This is a genomic window from Bacillus sp. CH30_1T, from assembly GCF_008364765.1.
GTDB lineage: Bacteria > Bacillota > Bacilli > Bacillales > Bacillaceae_B > Rossellomorea.
Genome location: NZ_VTUY01000002.1, coordinates 372,662 through 387,800 on the forward strand (window position 1 = coordinate 372,662; position 15,139 = coordinate 387,800).

Below are 15,139 nucleotides of genomic sequence, written 5' to 3' on the forward strand. Positions count from 1 at the left end.
CCTTTATTCCTCAGATATCTTCATACGTTTGCATGCATCTATAATCAATTGTTCTGCTATTTCTTGTGGGTTTTCTCCGTCGATACATCGACTTACACTGTGTGCTACTATATCAATACATAGACGTTGAAAGTCTGAATCCTTACCGTCTATGGGGATGTCTGATTCAATAGCGAGCCTCGCGATCATTAAGGAAGCACGCAAGCTCGGTCCGTTCATTTGGTTGGTACATTGATCACGTAATGTAGAGAGAAGTGTTGTAATCGCTCTTGCTTCACTCATAACCAAGTTTGCTTTTTCCGATACAATCATTGCCTCTTGTTCTGCTCCCTTGTAATCTACGCTAATGGTAATTAACCGATCCAGGAGAGCATCCTGTGTTTGATAAACCCCTGCATATTCTGCAGGATTACTAGTAAATATGATTGCAAATTCAGGGTGTACACGAATAAAAGGTTCCGTTAGCTTTGATCCATATAAAGGAATGATTCCTTCTTCTAAAATGGATAGAAAAATATTATTCGTTGTCGGCTGTGATCTTGTAAATTCATCGTATACAAGGGTATAGCCATTCTTTACTGCTTCCAGTAAACGTCCATCTCTCCATGTCTCGGTGACACTTTCATCCTTTTTGTAAACAGATCGAACATATTGATCGACCACTTTTTTACTCGTATAACCTGTGAAATCACCGATTAAGTCTTTATTATTCAGTTCATGATTTCCGTTCATGAGCATCACCGGTCTTTTTCTCTTCTTTGCTAGTGCGAGTGCAAGAGACGTTTTTCCGGCTCCGGAAGGACCTGTAAAATGTACAGGATATCCAGCTTTAAGGTATTGCAATGAGCGCGAAAGCAATTCTTTCGTTTCATCGTCTTGTATTAATGCCCTGCTATCCTTTTTGATCCGTTTTGTTAAGACCGTCACTTACAATTCCCTCCTACTCGCTCATCCACTACATTTCCTGTCCGATGGCACTTCTGTAACGGATATCCCGTCGTTTAAATGATGTGACTTCCTTTTCTTTATTAAGAAGAACATCATATGTTCCCAGCATTTCGTCTTTAGCATATTTCTTCATATATTCTTTTTCTTCAATTACCTCAACTTGAAGCTTCCATCCTTCGTCTTCTGTCAATTCCACGGACGTAATCTTATGGACTGGAGCTACATGTTCATTGAAGAAATCCGTCACATTATTCATGATTTCTTTGATTACCATAGTTGCCTCCTACTGTAGATGAAGGGGGAGGGTGCCAATAATGGCCCCCTTCAAACACATATTCTTTTGCTGTCACTCCATTTAAATGCTGAACTGGGAGCTTCTTTCATTCTGCTGTGTAGCAAGACCGTTTTCTTCGACATCATCTCGTAGTAGGCCCACTGCTTCTGCATAACGCAACCATGTATCTACGCTGGCAATGACGACCCTTGCTTCCACCGTTAAAATTTCAATTCCAACGACAGATACTCTTGCAAATGCATCTATGACAATACCTTTGTCAAGAATTCGGTCAATTACTTCTGCTAAACTTGAACTATTATTACTTTTTTGAATAGCCAATTGTTATTCTCCTTCCGGTGCTTATGAACAGATAGTCTTAATGTCTTTTGATGATTTAATATTTTCTGAACTTTTTATTTCAGTAGAACTTTTTATGTTAAAGGAGCTCTTGATGTCACTTGCTCCTTTAATATTTCCTGCGCCACTAATTTTTGTTTGTTTACCATTTGATGAAGAGATTTTCTTTTGAAATTCTTCTCCTGCTTCTTTGGCATTTCCTAACTTTTCTCGAACGGAAAGCAGGACATCCTGTACTTTTTCCTTTGCTTCTTCAGCTTTGGTATGAACATTATCCGCATTTTTCTCTTTTGCCTTCTCTAACTTCTCTGATGCTTCGCCTGCTTTTGATTGAATACCGCCTTCAACACTGTTCACAAATGTTTCTTTCGCTTTCTCTTTTATCGTATCTTTCACTTTCTCTTTTACGGGCTCTGGAGCGTGATCGTATGCTTTTTTAGCCATCTTGCCAACTGCTTTTTTCATCAGCTTACTCATGTAATGCCCCCTTTAGGGATTTGAGAGGCTGAATCATTATTTCTTGGATTCCACCAAGCTGTTAAGCATCTCTTCGATTCGTTCTAGACGTTCATTCAAATTCTTGTTTTCCTCTTTGATTTCTTCTAATTCCTCTGATTGATTGGAAGAATTCTCGCTGCTATCTGCCTTTGCATCAGTGTTTTCCGATGCCTCTTCTTTTTTCTTCTTTGGTGCAAGCAAGCCGCCTTCCAGCTTGCTCATATAACCGGTAGCCGATTGTCTCAAGGTAATAATGGCTTGCTCTGTCAGGAATTCCTGTGCTGATCTTCGCAGCTCTTTACTTGCAACTTTCATCACTTCTGATTTCCCTAAACTGTCCACTACTTTCTTACCTGTACCTGGATTTGAAAGTAATCCGATACCAGCTCCGACTACTCCACCGATAATCGCATAATTCATGGATTGCCTGTTTTCAGCATTTTGCTCTTCGGTTTCTTCAGTGCTTTTCGCTTCATCTACTTGTTGACTGCTTTTTGTTTCTGCCATATTCATCCTCTTTTCTACCAAAATAGTAAAACTATATTTAAATTACTTGTTTAAATACTAAACGCTGTTCCTCTTTCATTTTCCTGTTTCGCTAAACCTTCTTCTTGAACTTCGTCTCTTAAGAGCCCAACTGCCTCTGCATATCGTAACCATGTATCTACACTTGCAATGACGACCCGCGCTTCAATTGTAAGAATTTCTATTCCCACTAAGGAAACTCTGGCAAAAGCATCAATGACTATTCCTTTATCCAGGATTCTATCAATTACTTCTGCGAGACTTGAGCTATCGTTACTTTTTTGAATACTCATCGAATCTCTCCTCTTAATTGGTGTAGCCAATGACTAGGTGCAAGTTTTATTCGGTTTAATCGGTGTTTACCTCGATTTCCACCTAGGCTAAACCAGGAGGTGGAAATTATTTGAAGTGAACTGCCATTTTTTATACATGTTTCAGTGCGTTTTTTTCACCTTGTAACATTTCTCTCCTATAGTTATCTGGCTTGTAAGGTTTTCTGAAGAAAAAATAATTCAAATAAGACAAATTGATTACAGTTTCAAAAGCTGAAATCGGGTTGAATTTAAGGGAAGAGTGTGATTTTTATCGAGGGAAGGGAGTAAATAATTCTCATGAAAGACCTTTTTTTAAAAAAAAGAACCAGAAGCATCACGCTTTTCAGCTTTGCTTCTGGTTCTTTTCCTATTTATTCATTTGAGAAAGAAAATCGCCTAAGAGATCTTCCATCGTTTCTTCTTTTGGTTCTTCTTCAATGGTTTCCTGGGGCTTCATGGCACTGTCCCAGTCAAAGTTGTCCAATTCTTCGTCAGTAGAGTAAGAACGCTCATCCATTACATCTTCTTCCGGTGTATCATCCATCACTTGATCAAGAGACCACTCTCCTGATGAATCGTGACTTGCTGCAGATTCTTCCTGAAGATAGAGCGCTTCATCGATATCCAACGAATTGCTGCTTAAGGAAGCTAGAAGAGAGGCTGTACGAACCGGGTTTGAAAGCAGTTGGTACACGATACTCCCCAACAGCGCTTCTGAGTGTTCATGCTTCAACCAGTCACGCTGGGATTTATCCAATCCCTTCGGAAGGGGAATCGTAATGGCTTCTCTCTGCTTGGAAATCGTATCATTTACTCCACTTAATACTAGCTCTGCAATTTTGCTGGAGAAATTTCGTTTTTCCGTTTCCTTTAGCTTTTGTAAATGCTTTAATACATGATCAGGTGTATCAGAAGGAATTCGAAACGTAATCGGTTGTCCCCTCGACATCCCTTTTCCATTCATACCATCACCCTATTTGGTTTTCGCTAATTTTTGTTCTTCTTTCTGGGTTTGTTGTTTTTGGGTCTTTCTTGAAAAGTCAGCAATCAGCTTGTAATAAGCATTGGCCATCATCCAAATGCTTTCCTTCTCATCTTCAAAGAAGTCGATATTATACCCATCAAGATTGTTATTTAGCGTCTTGATATACTCTTTCAGGACGCTTGATCCCCCACCAATGAAATAGCAGATTTCCGTTTGAGAATTCTTTTGCCACATATTGCGCAGGTGACGGTATTGCTTTTTAGCAAGTTCAAGCATAATACGGTCAACGATGTCGTGTACGCTTGTACGACTTCCTTTGACCATAATATGATTGCGATCATTTTTCTTCGTGATGATTTCGACCACATCACGGCGGCTGTCGAGCTCAATACCATGTCTTGAGCGGATTTCCTCACGGATCCATTCAAGAGATTCAGAAACTCCAAGGTTAAATCCTTGGGCTTTATCATCGTCTACTTTTCGATCCTTAATGACCGCGATATCCGTCGATAACCCACCGATATCTTGAATTAAGATACGCTTATCAATAAGGTCTTTATTAATGATGTTCAGATTGTTATCCATTACAAGGTTGATGAATGCTGCGAAGCCTTCAGGGTATACCTTTACTTCATCAAATTTAATATTCACTTTGATCCCTTGGTAGCGGGGGGTTACCAGGAACTCAACTTGGTGTACGGAACCTAATAATCTTGAACGGTACCCGACATCTTTCCCTTCCTTTACTTCGCGAAGGGGAAGACCCGTACCCAATGTATAGTTTGCTTCTATTACCTTATTATTCTTTTTGAAATCAGAGTCGTTGCGTGCTGCATCAAGAGCAATCGAAGCAAACAGCATGATCAGTGTTTGATCTTCTTCCGATTTGCTGCTTCCCGGATCCAGTTCAGTAGAGTTATTGCTCTTCGTCGCCAGATTCCCGACACGATAAATCGCATTGTTATCTTTCAGAGTAGGGGAGTGGACACGGATATGTATGCCGTCTAGTGGGTCTTGTGTATCCAGTTCCTCGATGCCGATAATTGGACGATCTTCAATATCCCTCGCGATGACGTTCGGAATATTCACCTCACCGTCCATCTTTCCAAATATACCTTTAAGAGAATCATTACCAACGTCAATGGCTGCAATTCGTGAATTCGTCATTAAAATCATCCTTTCATTCATGAGTAATTATTTGTCAAAAAATTTCAACTCTTACTCTCAGAGTATACAATTTCTCTTCTCCGGTCAATCCTACTTTTCTATCGAATGTTGATGTCAAGAAAGAGGGGAGTTGTATACATTTTTGTATCGTTGTGTACGCTTTTTGTACACATCCTTATAAACCAGCATGTGTACTTGTTTGTGTACATGTATACATTTTTGTACACATTTGTATACGTTTTTGTTTACAAGTATACATTATTGTAAACTTCAGTATTTTTACATATTTTTACTTGAAATCGCGCTCATTCTACTACTTATGAAACTAGGAATCTATCTTTTTTCGTTGAAAATGGTGATAAATGTATGTAGTTAAAAAGAAATATCTAATTGTAAATATGAAAATAACAATGATCAGTACGAAAGAGGATAAAGATTGTCGAATGAATTGAACAACTAATTTGTGTAAAAAAGGAATACACGCCTAACCACTCGTTAAAAGGAAAAGATAACAAGAATCGAAAAAAACCTCGACATTCAACATGCCGAAGTCTCTCATAGGTCTCATTTCGTTAGATTGCGATATTTTGGCTTCTTCACTCGTATGACTACCTTACCCTTAGCTCTGCCCGTTTCGACGTACTGAACGGCTTCCTGAGCCTCTTCAATGGAGTACACCCTGTCTATCACTGGGCGAATACTCCCTTTTTCGACAAGATGTTTGATTTTCGTCAGCTGTTCCCCGCTGGGCTTCATGAATAAGAAGTGATAGTCTACGTTAAACTTCTTTTCGAGAGCACTTATATTTCTGCTAACTACAGAAAATAAGAGCCGTTTTATGAACCCAAGATTGTTTTCTACGGCAAATCTGCGGTTTGGCACTGCAGAAACAGACACGATTTTCCCATGAGGCTTGAGTATACGGAACGAACGATTGAGGGAATCACCGCCTAACGTATCAAACACAGCATCATATTCGTTTAGAATTTCCTCAAATTGCTCTTCCTTATAGTTTATCACTCTATCTGCTCCGAGAGAGGAAACTAAATCAAACCCCTTTTCACTTGCGGTGGTGGCCACAAATGCACCCATTTCCTTTGCAAGCTGAATGGCAAAAGTCCCGACTCCACCCGCTCCGGCGTGGATAAGGATTTTCTGGTCCGGTTTCAGCTCAAGTATTTCATGGAATGCCTGCCATGTGGTTAAACCCACCAGAGGAAGGGACGCAGCTTCCTCAAACGAAAGATTTTCCGGTTTCAATGCAACATCTTCTTCATGGACAGAAAGGTACTCAGCGAACGTACCGATCCGATTCTTGCGTGGCCTGCCGTACACTTCATCCCCGATATGAAACTTACTCACCTTAGAACCTGTTTGAATCACCTTACCGGAAAAGTCATTCCCCAACACCAATGGCATCTTGTAGTTCAACAGCATTTTCACCTTGCCGTCCCTTATCTTGAAATCAATCGGGTTGATGCTCGCTGCGTGAATTTCCACTAAAACATCCTGTTCTCCCATGTCCGGAATCGGGAGTTCAGTAAGCTCTAAAGGAATAGTTTTCCCATATTGTTTTATGGTCATTGCTTTCATATAGATCATCCTTGTCATTAAAGTTTAAATGTTTAATCATATAAACATATTATCTATAAATGTTTCTCTTCCGTCAATGAACTTGCATAGAAAGCAGATTCCATTATTTAATAGTCAATACAATCGATTTGGAGAAAATGTACGAAACAAACCCACTTTTTTTAACTATATCCTACAGGCTAAGAATAACCAATTCCTTTGGGACAGGGAAGGACCGCTCTCCATTAAGATCTTCACAAATGGAAAAGCATTTCACAAGACAAATAGAGGCTACTTCAGCGTTGAAGAAGGACGCTATCTCCTTGTCAATGATGGTCCCCATTCCATTAGATCGATGAGCCTCAATAAAGGGTCTGGAGATAGATTTTGTGGATAGACCTCATATTGTGACTAAGATGGATGATATGGAAACATGGATGGTGTTTTTTCAGGATTCAGAGGGGTAGAACCATGCGTTGGTGAGTAAGGTGAGAAGGGAAAAGAGGAAGAGGAACCCGCACTAGAACGGGTTCCTCTTTATTATTTTTTCAACCTTTGCTTCCTTGAGCCGATCGACTCCAAATGACAATAACAGTGATGAGAAGTAACACACAAATCCCTACTAACACAGCAATCAATATAGGAAGGGAAGAACCATTCTGACTTCTTTCCTCAATACTCCCTAATCTTGCCGATTCGGATTGACTAAACAGTTTCAGGTTTTCTGCTTTTGCTTTTATAGTATTTGTATCTTTTTCTTCACTTTTAAATAACTTATCAGTGAGCTCATTCAATTTGTTACTGGAAATCCCTTCAAATGTTAAGCTTTTTTGTTCTTCCGGGATTTTTATCTTTTCATTTGTGAGCGTCTGGTCATGGATGAGGTCAGGATTCTTTTTGAAATCATTGTTTTGATAGTCATTAGGGATTAAATCATTAATGTTTGTATTGGCCGAAATAGGGGGAACAAACATGCTGACTATGCCCCCTATTAGTATCAATTGAATCAGTATTTTACCCCTCATACGCTTCCGTACCCTCATCAGATGTTCTATTAGAGCGTTTGTCTAAGAACACCTGCACGATGGTTAACCCGATAACGATCAAACCCAGTACAATGACAGCTTGATTAAATAAAGAGTCTGATCCATATTGTATCGACAAGTAAACGTTCGACATCGGGTCTTTAAATGTAAAATTAGGTGTTGTTAATGCCAATAATGGGGTCACGAACAGTGCTACCAATCCTACAGAGACAAACCAGCCCAATAACCGGTGCGTGACAAAAGCAACACGGATTAATCCTGATCCTACTAATAGAAGGAGGATGGTAAAGATCGTCCATTCAACTGAACGGGATTCAACTAACGGATAAATGTCCAATCCATAAAGGCTAATAACAAATCCTACAATGAGATTTAATAGTAGGAATATCACCCCTTGTATCCAAAGGGGAGCATTTTGGAAGTAATAGCTTGTGTATCCGATAAGTAAACTGGACAACAAGATAATAAACAAAATCACAACAGGTGGCAGGGCACTTGCTTTCTTTTCTTCCGGGACATCTCCATTTACATTAAGAGGATTCGTCAAGAAATCATACACATACCCATTGGATTGTCCGTCAACGAACGCGTTCCCTAAAACACTAAATACATCATCGCGAATTAATTGAGTGGAGGCTACATTTGTCGCCCACTTATTATTCAGTGTATCCGCATCGCTTTGAACATTGGAAACATTCGATTGAAGCTCATTTGTATAGGACACAATTGTATTTTGGCTTTCACTCACTGTATCCAGGAAGGAATGGATAGACTTAATTTCACTTCCAATTTGCTTCTGGTTCCCTACTAAATCTGGACCTGTTGCCCCTGATACGGGAGTTGGAGCAGCTTGATCCGGCTTTTGTATACGATTTAATACGTTAGTAGCTTCTTGATTGATCGCATTCAGGCTCTCTGTAAGCTGAGATTGCTGGTCATCAAGAGTTTGGTTGTATTCTGCTGCAAACACGGTAAATGAGTCTTGAAGCGTGTTAAGAGCATCCTCTGTATTCGGCAGGTCTGTATTTAACTGCTCCCACTCCGCTTGTTCAGACTGACTTACTTTCAGAATCTCATTAATCTCATTTTTCAGTTCTTCATCCTGAAGAACGGTCGCTTTTACTCCATTTTCCGTTAACATACCGTTAAGAGTCGCTTCATAACGATCCAGGTAAGAGTAATATTGTATAAGATCCATAAGCTTATAGTTATTAATCCCGCGAGAAAAATAACCATAAAGAGTGTTTCTTCTATTTTCAGATAAAGCTGCTGAGTTCAGGATGGAGGTTTCTTTATCCTCGATTTCGGCAACGATATTCGAAATATTGTCAGAGAACATCTCCAATTGGTTATTCAGAGCTTCATTCGTTTCAGTCAATGTCGTAACCTGATCTTTAAGTTCTTGATTTTCAGTTGTAAGAGTTTCAACTTGCTTCGTCAGTTCATCGATTTTATCGATTAATGTCTGATTATCTTCAAGAAGTCTTGAAACTTCTCCCAACAGTCTATCCACTTCTGCCTGCAGAGGGTTTTCTGAACTATTATTTTTTCCTTGCAACTGCGTTCGAACCTGCAGGATGCGACCATTGATTGTTTGAATATTATTCACTGCATCGGTTATAGCTTCAGGTGTTGGTTCCGTTAAATTGGTCAGTGTATCTTTCAACGCATCGATTTCTGTTGAAATGGCTGTCAGTTCACTTATTTCCGGATCTAAATTCGGTGGTGCAGGAGGAGGATCGCTTGGTTCCCCTGGCCCGGGCTCACCTTCTTGGGAGGAAATGATGACCTGTTGAGGGTCAGGTTCCTCTCCGTCTTTTAGTTGCTCAGGAATTTCAGGAGGAGCGGGTGGATTAAAAATCTCTCCGTCACCTTCAGCCAGCTTATTGTTAAGTTCAAAAATATTTCCTTGCAGGTTATTTAAAGTCGTGGTGTCCTGCAATTGCTGATAGAAGTTCAACACCCGTTCCTGGAATGAGTAAAAATCTTCTACCTGCCTCCCTACTTCTTCAAACCTGCGTTCTTGTAAATCTGTAAACACCGTCTGGTTGGTTTCCATATTACTATTTAATTGGGTCATTCCTGCAGCAAGGGATTCACTTTGTTCAGAGAATAGCGATTTTGCTTTCAAATATCTTGGCTGCTGGTTTTCAGTTGACGCGTTGATCATTTCAACCGATTCGGATTGAATATCCGCGAGTAATTGCTTTTGATTATCCTGATATTCTCTATACTGATTGACATATTCAACAAAGCTGGAAAGGCTTTGTTCAAACGATGACAGCGTGTTTTGCTGCTGTGGTGAACGGCTGTCTGCCTGCTGAATCGAGTTTTGCAGGTTAAACAGCATCGAGGTCTGTTGTTGGATTTGGCCGGCCAAATCTTTCGAGCTTGGTTTATAGAATGACAGCATCGTTTCTTGGAAAGCCCGCTCTTTTTGTAGGATTTCATCGAATTCGGCACGTATATTCTCCATGTCTGCCGATACATAATTCCAATAGAGTGAGGACATCTTGTTATTCACTCTTCTAGTAGCCTTTTCAATCTCTAAAAGGACTTTTTCTTTGTTTACAGCATTCAGTTGCGTTTGAACTTTATAGTTCAGATTTGTTTTTACTGGTCTTTCCTCATCATATGTCATCACTTTGTCAGAGAAGTCGGAAGGTATATACACAACGGCATCATATTTAGAGCTTTGAAGACCGTTTTCTCCTGCACTTCTACCTACAACTGTCCATTCAAAGGATGATTGATCCTCTAGAATGGACGTAACATCCCCTCCAAATGCCAACGTCTCTCCATCCAATTCTGTTCCGGCATCTTCGTTCACAATGGCGATGGACTGAGTAGCGTTTTCTTTCACTTTCAGAGGATTTTCCCCAACTGACCGAAAGAAAAGAAGTGGAGTGGCAAGAATCATCATGACCGCTAATAAGAGTTTAAATAGGCTTACTTTCTCTGTCATGCGTGTACTTTCCTTTCCGTTACCATAAGTGGTATTTGAATTTTAGTTTCTTTACCGTTTTCTACATAATAACCAAATCCTGGTTGGATTTCTGGTTCTCTTCGATCATAGCTGAGCGTGAACAAGGTTTGTTCAGATTTCTTCATCAAGACAAGAGCCTGACGAACCTGCTTCATTTCGACTGTCAAAGTGTCGTAGCCTTTTGTTAATTCACTGTTGTTTCCTGAAACAATCATGCAGAACCCTAAGTGACTATAATTTTTCATACATTTAACAATTCTGTCTTGAAGCAGTGCATCCAGATTTTGCAGAAACCTTGCATATCCATCTACAATGAGGATGACAGATGAGAAGGATGGAAGTGCACTCCCCTTTTGTATAGACAGATTATATTGCTCTTCTCTTAAACTAAATAATTCTTCAACTCTATTAAGCCACATAGTGATATGTTCTTTGTTCTCCATATAGACTACTTTTTCTTCTTTCATTAAATTTGAAAGTCCCCTATCAATGGAGTCGAATATCGCTATATGCTCACTATCCTGCAATAACGCCGTATTGGCTAAAACCTTCAGGACGTTTGTCTTTCCTTTTTGAGCCTGTCCCAATACGAGACAATGCTTCGTCTTTTTAAAGTTTACGTATACAGGCTTAACTAATTCTTCGTCTAAGCCGACCGGAAGCAGCCCTTCTTTCCTGCCTGAATCTGTATATTGAGTAAAGTTGACCATGGTCAACTCTGTCGGGAGCATAGGCACCGGATCAGGAGACATTAATCCCTTATACTTTTCTTTCAATAACTGAATTTCATCCTTTAGGAGATTCATCTGCTCATAATCGTCCTTCCCTTCTGTTGGAAGGAATACTTGAGAAAAGAAAGCTGTATCTTTCTTAACAATCGCTCTACCTGGAATGGCTTCAGGGGTGAATGGTAATCGCCCAAGCATCGTATAAGCCTCTGAGCTGTCCATCAGATAGTGAACGATTTTTGTCTTTAAATTATTCATTAGCGACTGACGGACTGAATTTACCCGGGTAGCTGTAAAATACATATACACTCCCAGTGACTGACCATCCCTTGCAAATTGATTAATTTGCGTTTCAAGCTCTTGCATCTCTTCTTTAACCAAATCAAAATTGTCAATTGTTACAAATAGAAGAGGCAGTTTTTCTTCACTTATGGTGTTATACATTTTAATCGAGCTTACTTCCTGCTTTTGGAAGAGCTGCTTTCTGCGGGCTAATTCATCATCCAATATGCCGATGAATTTCTCGATTTTTCTTTCTTCATCGATGAGGAAATAGTCTGCAGTGTGCGGCAGCTGCTTTAAAGGCAGTAAGCCACCATTCCCAAAATCAAGAAGATAATAATGAACTTCCTCAGGTGTAAACTGAGTGGCCATCCCCATCAATAAGGTGATTAGCGTTTGAGTCTTTCCATATCCTGAAGAACCAAAGACTCCGACATTCCCATCCTGAATCACTTCATAATGGTACGGGGTCTGACTCTGTTTCTCTGGTTCATCAATCATGGAAAGTAAAATCTTATTCTCTTCTCTCTGTGCAAATGATGTACGGTAGATACGATTTGAAAGAGGAGGAAGCCATGGGCTGGAAAGCTTTTCTAACTTCATTTGTTCCTGTAAAGCTTCAATTCGATCGACGACAGCATCAATTTCACTGACCATTTCCTTTTGATTGCTTGGATTAGTCGATACTTCCGACAAAGGAATCAGTCCCAGGTCCGTGATAATCGCCACTTCATCCTCTGATTCGAAGGATTCCTCCTGATAAGGGGCTCCACTCCATGCGGATTGAAACAGGTCATACACCTCATTATTTCCGACCTGTAAATACCCTCTTCCTGTTACTGTCAGCGAGGCTGCGTCCCCATTTTTTAGGATTTCACGGCTGTCTTCCGTATTCTGCACTTTAAGAGCGACGCGGAAGCGGGCATTACTCCATATCTGGTTATCGATGACTCCTCCGGGCTTCTGAGTAGCAAGGATAAGATGAACCCCCAGGCTACGACCGATACGGGCTGCACTTACAAGTTCTTTAATGAATTCCGGCTCTTCACTCTTAAGTTCAGCAAACTCATCTGATATTAAGAATAAATGAGGAAGGGGTTCTTCCGTTTTGCCTTGCTTGAAAAGGCGTGTATAGTCATTGATATGATTCACTTCGTAACGATCAAATAAGCGCTGCCTGCGTTTCAATTCACTCTTGATCGAAGCGAGTGCCCTCGTACTGAAGTTCTTACTTCCTTCAATATTGGTTATTGTCCCTAATAAATGCGGGATATTCTTGAAGGGCTGGGCCATTCCTCCACCCTTGTAATCGATTAATAGAAATGCTACTTCGTGAGGATGGAAATGAACCGCTAAAGAAAGAATATACGTTTGTAAAAATTCACTCTTTCCTGAACCGGTTGTTCCTGCAAGTAATCCATGGGGTCCATGTGCCTTCTCATGCAAATTCAGCTCGACAATATCTTCTTTTCCTTTCAGACCAACGGGAACAGCTAAGGATTTAGCTGATTCTCTGGATAGCCAGTTCTCTTGAATAGGAAGCTGATCAACATCCCTCACCCTAAGCATGTCCAGAAAAGAAACACTTGAAGGGATGGAGTTTGTCATTCCGATTTGATGATTAAGAGTCCTCAATGTCCTTGCATACTGCTCATTGCCCTCATGCTTGTATTCATCCATTTCGAATGGAATCTTAACTGCTTTTTTATTTTGAATCAGAATGTCCCCTTGCTTGTCATTGATATAACGAACGAGAGTGTGAATATTGTCAGACAAGCTCTCTTTAGCCTCTGCAGCGAAAATGACGGACATTCCTAAATGAGCGTATTCCCCTTCTAAATACTGCAGAATCACGTGGTCTGAAATAAGCTGATGGTTGGTTATGATAAAAACGTAATGTGGTGAAAAACCGACTTTATCTGAGTCTTCCTCGATATCTCTTTCTCGAATGACCTCATAAATGGAAGAAAGAATTTGATCCCTGGTTTTCTCGTTATAAATGAACCCTTTAGCAAAGGACTGTGGTAATTGAAAGTGTGGTAACCACTTCATCCACTCCCAATCCGGATACTCTTCCTCATGAAAAATGTAGACAAACCGGACATCATGGTAACTATGAAAGAACGCCAATTGCCCGATCAGCTGGTGAATCTCATTTTTAAAGACGGATTCTTTACCGATCAAACCCATTGCCCCTTTATGAAGATCCGCTGTTACGGGTAATTGATCAATCTCACGATAAACCATTTCTAACTTCTGGGACTCTTCCAATAACTCATCCATTTCACGGTTTGACATATCGGAAGAATTCACTGAAATACTGTAGCTTGCAGGTACCTTTCCACTTCCTAACCGAAACTGGAGGAAGTCCGAACTTTCAAGGGTCCTTTCCCAAAGGCGATCGGAAAGCTGCTCTGTCAGATACTTCATTCTTTCAAAAGCAGGAAAGTGAAATTGCAGAACATCTGCCTGTTTCTCGGCAAGCTCCTGAAGTTCTTTTCTCTTACTCTCTAAATAATGAGTATAGATCCGTTTCCTTCGTTCCTTCGATTTCTTTCTATTGCTCTTATCTTTAAAAAATTGTACGGTTGACGTTACTAAAGTGGTTGTAAACATCACCATTGAGATAATAATGAAAATTCCACGTGGAATCACGAGCGCTACAATGGCCATGACGATTAACATCATCAATGGGGGAAGAATGATCAACCATAAACTGCGATTTGTATCGCTCGACTCCTGACTCGGAAAGGACAATTGAACCTTTTCATCAGGAAGATCATAAATCATGCGTGGCGTTCGGCGATAATTAGGGTATTTCTTCTGCATTTCTGATGTAGGACGTATAGATGCCATTAATTCAGTTTGATAGTTATCGATACTATGTATCTCGATTAAATCATCTTCTAATAGGGTAATAGTTAAAAAAGGAGAAAATAAAATGTCTCCAACCTTAAGCTTTTGTTTCCCCTTGACCAGATGTCCGTTTAGATAAAGCGAAGACGCCTCATCAGTACCCATTACCCATTCATCATCGCCATTTTTATACCAATGGCAAGTTTGAATGAGATCCTTTTTCTCATAATAAATGGTTGCGTCCGGTTGTTCAGTAGAAATACTGATTTCTTCTTTATGACCGACATAATAGATTTGAGACTTTATTGGTAAACGGGTGACCATTATGTGCAGTTCTTTATCACCTGCAAGAAAAGATTCTTTGCGGCCAGGTTCAAGAATCCTTTCTTCTTTCCCGTCTTGATATAGCTTGAAAGTATCGCCGGAGTGCTCTACTAAAATGGACTCGGCAGACGATGGCAACGATAAAATCGTGATTGAATCTTCCAATCGTGGACCTAATGTAATTTTTTTATTTTCATCCTCAATCATGATTGTCTGATAGTAATGATCGTGAAAAACCCAAAGGGCATACATATGCTCACCTCCCCAGTTAGTT

General features: G+C 40.1%; 12 protein-coding genes. All 12 read right to left on the bottom strand.

The features are described from left to right. Nucleotides 1–3 precede the first annotated feature (3 nt). Nucleotides 4–927, bottom strand: a complete 924-nt coding sequence (gene gvpN, locus F0342_RS04930) for a gas vesicle protein GvpN (RefSeq protein WP_149154891.1) — start codon at nucleotides 925–927, stop codon at nucleotides 4–6. A 28-nt stretch (nucleotides 928–955) separates the two neighbouring features. Further along, a complete protein-coding gene (gene gvpO, locus F0342_RS04935) occupies nucleotides 956–1,222 on the bottom strand; it encodes a gas vesicle protein GvpO (protein ID WP_149154892.1) in 267 nt (88 codons plus the stop codon). Between the two features lie 81 nt (nucleotides 1,223–1,303). Beyond that, nucleotides 1,304–1,564 (bottom strand): gas vesicle protein GvpJ, encoded by a 261-nt coding sequence (gvpJ, locus tag F0342_RS04940; protein ID WP_034764908.1) that lies wholly within the window; start codon nucleotides 1,562–1,564, stop codon nucleotides 1,304–1,306. Nucleotides 1,565–1,585: 21 nt separating this feature from the next. Then, on the bottom strand, nucleotides 1,586–2,059 hold the full coding sequence (gvpQ, locus tag F0342_RS04945; RefSeq protein WP_149154893.1) for a gas vesicle protein GvpQ: 474 nt from the start codon (nucleotides 2,057–2,059) through the stop codon (nucleotides 1,586–1,588). Between the two features lie 36 nt (nucleotides 2,060–2,095). After that, entirely contained in the window at nucleotides 2,096–2,587 is a 492-nt protein-coding gene (gene gvpT / locus F0342_RS04950) for a GvpT/GvpP family gas vesicle accessory protein (RefSeq protein WP_149154894.1), read from the bottom strand. 50 nt (nucleotides 2,588–2,637) lie between these two features. Then, entirely contained in the window at nucleotides 2,638–2,898 is a 261-nt protein-coding gene (gvpA, locus tag F0342_RS04955; protein ID WP_060674023.1) for a gas vesicle structural protein GvpA, read from the bottom strand. A 388-nt stretch (nucleotides 2,899–3,286) separates the two neighbouring features. Next, on the bottom strand, nucleotides 3,287–3,883 hold the full coding sequence (locus F0342_RS04960) for an uL1 family ribosomal protein (RefSeq protein ID WP_149154895.1): 597 nt from the start codon (nucleotides 3,881–3,883) through the stop codon (nucleotides 3,287–3,289). A 9-nt stretch (nucleotides 3,884–3,892) separates the two neighbouring features. Next, the gene (locus F0342_RS04965) at nucleotides 3,893–5,071 is read right to left on the bottom strand and encodes a ParM/StbA family protein (protein WP_149154896.1); all 1,179 of its coding nucleotides are present in this window, start codon (nucleotides 5,069–5,071) and stop codon (nucleotides 3,893–3,895) included. Between the two features lie 564 nt (nucleotides 5,072–5,635). After that, a complete protein-coding gene (locus tag F0342_RS04970) occupies nucleotides 5,636–6,664 on the bottom strand; it encodes an NADP-dependent oxidoreductase (protein ID WP_149154897.1) in 1,029 nt (342 codons plus the stop codon). A gap of 527 nt (nucleotides 6,665–7,191) precedes the next feature. Then, a complete protein-coding gene (gene essA / locus F0342_RS04980) occupies nucleotides 7,192–7,617 on the bottom strand; it encodes a type VII secretion protein EssA (protein ID WP_188048409.1) in 426 nt (141 codons plus the stop codon). A gap of 40 nt (nucleotides 7,618–7,657) precedes the next feature. Further along, on the bottom strand, nucleotides 7,658–10,654 hold the full coding sequence (esaA, locus tag F0342_RS04985) for a type VII secretion protein EsaA (RefSeq protein WP_149154900.1): 2,997 nt from the start codon (nucleotides 10,652–10,654) through the stop codon (nucleotides 7,658–7,660). Continuing rightward, nucleotides 10,651–15,117, bottom strand: a complete 4,467-nt coding sequence (gene essC, locus F0342_RS04990) for a type VII secretion protein EssC (protein ID WP_149154901.1) — start codon at nucleotides 15,115–15,117, stop codon at nucleotides 10,651–10,653. The genes esaA and essC overlap by 4 nt, the downstream gene beginning before the upstream one ends. Nucleotides 15,118–15,139 lie beyond the last annotated feature (22 nt).